At 58.2% G+C, this 4384-nt stretch carries 6 protein-coding genes; 2 read left to right on the top strand and 4 right to left on the bottom strand.

The features are described 5' to 3' along the window. Positions 1-687, bottom strand: a 687-nt coding sequence (locus P0D89_RS51205; protein WP_408370556.1) for a ferredoxin reductase domain-containing protein, incomplete at its 3' end; no start/stop codon positions are given. Positions 688-1150: 463 nt separating this feature from the next. Between P0D89_RS51205 and P0D89_RS51200 the strand changes: the two genes are divergently transcribed. Together P0D89_RS51200 and P0D89_RS51195 are read left to right on the top strand one after the other, a co-directional pair. Continuing rightward, positions 1151-1312, top strand: a complete 162-nt coding sequence (locus P0D89_RS51200; RefSeq protein WP_408379349.1) for a transposase — start codon at positions 1151-1153, stop codon at positions 1310-1312. Between the two features lie 283 nt (positions 1313-1595). After that, entirely contained in the window at positions 1596-2243 is a 648-nt protein-coding gene (locus P0D89_RS51195) for a DUF6675 family protein (RefSeq protein ID WP_408260239.1), read from the top strand. 425 nt (positions 2244-2668) lie between these two features. Here the strand turns inward: P0D89_RS51195 and P0D89_RS51190 are convergent, their stop codons facing one another. The 3 genes from P0D89_RS51190 to P0D89_RS51180 form a co-directional block, all read right to left on the bottom strand. Further along, positions 2669-2917: an MFS transporter gene (locus P0D89_RS51190; RefSeq protein ID WP_408260236.1), complete on the bottom strand. Its 249-nt coding sequence runs from the start codon at positions 2915-2917 to the stop codon at positions 2669-2671. 188 nt (positions 2918-3105) lie between these two features. Continuing rightward, the gene (locus P0D89_RS51185) at positions 3106-3333 is read right to left on the bottom strand and encodes a hypothetical protein (protein WP_408260233.1); all 228 of its coding nucleotides are present in this window, start codon (positions 3331-3333) and stop codon (positions 3106-3108) included. Positions 3334-3359: 26 nt separating this feature from the next. Next, positions 3360-3512, bottom strand: coding sequence for a hypothetical protein (locus tag P0D89_RS51180; protein WP_408228488.1), 153 nt, complete (start codon positions 3510-3512; stop codon positions 3360-3362). Positions 3513-4384 lie beyond the last annotated feature (872 nt).

Below are 4384 nucleotides of genomic sequence, written 5' to 3'. Positions count from 1 at the left end.
CTTTTGGTCGCCAAGGGCGATTTTATGAACGTTCGCTGCATACACCCATTCGCGGGCTTGGCGCTCAATGAGATCCATGAAAGCAGGGGGGCCGCTGCAGTAGATCTGTGTGTTGGCATGAGTTGGACTCATTGCGTGGGAACTCTTCTGCGCGAATAGATCATCGGACAGGCCGAAATGGTGATAGACCTCACCGTGACTTCGAAGCGCGTCAAATTCTTCTCGAAGAACTGCGCGGTCGGCTGATCGGGCGAAGTTGTGCACCTCGAACCTTTGACCCGCCGATGCAAGCCGCTTCGCGATTCCCGCGATCGACGCTGTGCCTATTCCGCCAGCAAAAAAGATAGTTCGCACACGATCGTCCAAAATTGTCGGCGGGCTTTCGGGGGTGCCGACGACAAACACTTCGTCTCGTTCATTCAACGGAAACCTGGTTAGCAGACTATCCGTTCTGCCATCACCTTCTTGTCTCATGCCTACCACGTAACCATCGCACAGGGACGAAACACCGAGCAAAGGATAAATTCTTTGCTTGTCGCCAGCGATATTCAGACAGAGAGTGACGCACGACCCATTGTTAAACGGCGGAAGCGCCGATTTGGACGTTGTTCGAAGTTCAACGGCATGATACCCCTTAGCAATTTGCCATTTCCGGCCCACGATGACGGGAATCAGGTTGTCGCGCATGTCTTCTCCAATAGGATCTGCATCACAGGTGGAACTCTAGCCGATACCGCGTAAGGGATGGAGAGGGAAGCTGGGTTGTAGCGAATCCGCAGTGATGATCGGGCGTCGAAACCCGCGTGGTTAAAGGCGTTGAGCGATTAGTGCAAGGATGGTATTTCCAGAACGTACTTTCTGGTTATCGATTACATCACGTTGACGATACTTGGCATAGCATAGTAAATGCACTTGGGAACGGTATGTCCATCAAGGGTGACAAGGCAACGCTGCTGCTTTAACACCGATCCATGCACGATCGGTAATGCACACGATAAGAAACTTCAACTTTATCTTGTGGCCGGGAGAAGGCACTATAGCTTCCCGTCCGCTTTACAAGGCCTGTCGACCCGCAACGAGGCGTCACGTTCGACCTCTGCAGACGGGCGAGCGAGGAATCGTTTTCGCCGTCGTCAATAGATGAAGACAGCTGTATCCTTGGCAAGGCTGCCCACGCATCGCGCACATCAGAGCGGATTTCATGCACAAGCTCACGACTCGGCTCTGCCGCGAGAACCAGGCGGTGGTTATCGAGGACCTGAACGTCAAAGGGATGCCGGCGAACGACTTGCCCGGGCGATCTCGGATGTAGGCTTTGGGATCTTTCGCCCCTTGATGCGCCGCTACGTCGCGCTGAGGTATTTCAACATCGGAGCCGCATCGATTTACGTCGTCAAGTTCCTGACCGAGCCGCTGCTGGGAGGCAAGCCCAGATGAACGTTGCGCGTCCTCGCGGTTCGTATTGCCTGAAGGCAGCCGCCCGCTGCGTGCCACTGGCGGCTGCCGCCGGCTTCGCCGTGGCAACCCCGTTGCCAACGCCGCCGTGCGGGACACCGCCGGTGCCGGCCTACGGGTCGCTGGGCGCGCAACCCGCGATGGCGATCCTGCGCGCTGAGGAGCTCGATGCGGGCGAATGGCGGCCGTCCTCGTGCACCGGATGGCCTGCCGCGTCCCGCTCCCGGGTTGTCGTCGCGCTCGCAGGGCTGGTCCGCGTCGCCGGCGGTCCCGAGACGCTGTTGGCACGTGCCGGGGCGGTTTCCACCCTGAGCACCGTGCGCTACTGGTCCACGACCGACAAGAAGTGGCGTCCCTTGTTCCTGGATGCCGCAGCGCTGGCCGGACCCGCCGAGGGCGGGGACCGGCGGGGTGATTTCCGCCCGTCGGAACTGCAAGCGGGTCGAACCTTGTACTTCTGGGTGCGCGACAGCCGCTCTGGCCCCCTGGTGTACCGGATGCGGGTGCTGGAGCACAGCCCGCAGCGGATGGCGCTGGCCGAGGAAAATGTGTCGCCGGTCCGTGCCTTCGGACTGACACTGTTTCAGCCGGCTGCGCTGCAGACGGTGGTGTTCGCACAGCGCCAGACGAACGACGTATGGGGCCTATATATTCTCGCGCGCATCGACCGGCAAGCCAGCAGTTCCATTGCGAGCGGGCACGATGCCTCCACGGCGAACCGGGCGCTGGCACTGTTCCGGTACATGGCCGGCGTCCCGACCGACGCGGAACCACCGGCCGTGCGATGACTTGGGTCGTGACGCAACAGGCCCCTCGTCGATGCGTCAAACGCCTGCTGCGGCGCGCTCGCGCGCTTTCCTGCAGTACGCGGCCGCGGCCGCGGTGTACGGTTTCACATTTCCCGGTGTTGTTCGTCTGGGTCGAAAACTGTCAGTAGCTAACAATAATCCCCGCTTGTGCGAACTCATTTTCTCTCGCCCATTTTCTGACCAGGGGCTATGGAATTCCCACGTCCGACTACGACCAGTTCGCGCTAACGGGCGTATCGGCCGCTGTTCTCTATGTGCGGCAGCACCCGGCCAACAAGAGACGGCCGTCCGTGTAGTTCGAACGGCCACAACGTGTGCGGGAACGGACACTGGGACGAAGCGGACGGCAGATAGCATGCGGCGTCGTTCAAACCCGTCGCCACTGACACTGCCGCGCTATCACGTTACACCGCGACCTGCGCACTAGAAGCGTCGCGGTTGATGGTCATTGGCGAGCGCGCCATGGTGACAACGACTGTTGCGCCGACGAGCAGAAGGATGCCAGCGATGCCAAACGCCCAATCATAGCTGCCTGTCGCGCCGATCACATATCCCGTTGCAATGGGCGCAATCATGCCGAAGATATTGCCGCCAACGACAACGAATGCCATCGTCCTACCGACATCGCGCGAGTTCGGAAGAAGGTCGTGCAACAGCGAAAAGTTAAGTGACGTCGTGGACGCAATTCCGGAAAGCGTGATCGAAAGGCCGAAGGGCGGGAGCGCTACGATTCGACGTAAATGGCACGGCGAGGATGGCCGAGCCTGTGATCATTGCGACTGCGACAGCGTTGCATTGCGCAAGATTGCCGCGAGTTCGGGCCTGAATTCAATTAGCGTCATCACGGCAGATGCGTAGGGGCGATCATCGGATCGTCAATATCGATGCCAAGCAGGCGAAGAGCCGTGTCGATCTGCTTGATTTGCGGCCTGAAGTCCGTCTTCCACTGTTCACGTTCGGAATGGACAATGAGACCGTGGTACGTCGCCAGCATGTGACGCGCGATATACAACGCGTCGACCACCTTGGCGTCCCGTTCGGCTTGTCTGATAAATGCGTCGAATTCCATAGCTGCCTCGACCACAACCACGTTTTCTATACCCGGACAAAGCCGGCACGACTGACGGAATGGAAAGCGCCATAACGGCAGGTTGCAATCGCTTCAGCGTCGGACTGTGAAGCGGCCTGTGCGAAAGCGACCGACCAACGGCCGCAGCCAGCGCGATAACGGATCGAGTAGATGAACATGGCAATCTCCTGTGGCATTCACTATCAACGCGCCTTGGCGCCTTTCGTCGCTGATCCGGACGGGGTGATTCCATTCTGGTCAACCGCCGTTGACGCGATCCTGTCTCTCGGGTTACATGCTTGTTATCTCGAAGCAACTTGTGCGCGTCGCAGCCATCCACCGATTTCTTCCGCACGAACGCTGAACCCAATACGACTTCGGACATGCTGTCAGAGAATGGCTCTCACCATACGCAAGCGGCGAGCGCTTTCTCGATGAGAGAAGAATAAGTTTTGCCGAAGCGCGAATCTACTCTACGGTTGGATATGCCGATACCGCGTTAGCGTTGCCTGGTTATACGGACATATAACCGCGGTAAGGTGCGTTCCCGATCCGGACGTGGACATCAGCGAGAAAGTCCGATCCCAGTCCGATAAACTGACTATCAGTCACTTCAACTACTTATGAGACGCCGCTGATGACGATGTTGTCGGGCAACATATCTGACCGCGCATGCTGCCCCATCGCTTACGCTGGTTTTATCTGGCATAAGCGTCAGCTTGCAGAAACGATGTGTAGGTTTGAAAACCCGGCTAGCAACCGATCGAGCGTCGTCTGAGTTGCCCAGCGATATAGCTCAGCAGCGACTCCAGACGAGGTCGGGGTCGCTTCTGCACATATGACGAATCCGCCTTAAGCAGCCTTGAATTCGACCTAAGCTTGGATGTGCGACGAGGCAAGGAGGAGACTTCTGCTTATGATGAAGCAAGAAATAGGGTCGACCCCGGATCACGGGCTACGCTGCCAACCGATGAATATGGCTTTCACCGATGGCAGGCTGAATTCGGTGCAGGGACTTCGCCTGGTTATACCGACAGGTAGCACTGTTGTG

It is taken from the genome of Paraburkholderia sp. RL18-085-BIA-A, from assembly GCF_046027075.1.
Classification (GTDB): domain Bacteria; phylum Pseudomonadota; class Gammaproteobacteria; order Burkholderiales; family Burkholderiaceae; genus Paraburkholderia.
This window is presented reverse-complemented; position numbering and strand designations above follow the sequence as displayed.

Coding starts and splice junctions, on each gene's coding strand:
- P0D89_RS51195 (WP_408260239.1), top strand. CDS start 1,596: ATGGCGATCCTGCGCGCTGAGGAGCTCGATGCGGGCGAATGGCGGCCG.
- P0D89_RS51180 (WP_408228488.1), bottom strand. CDS start 3,512: ATGTTCATCTACTCGATCCGTTATCGCGCTGGCTGCGGCCGTTGGTCG.
- P0D89_RS51185 (WP_408260233.1), bottom strand. CDS start 3,333: ATGGAATTCGACGCATTTATCAGACAAGCCGAACGGGACGCCAAGGTG.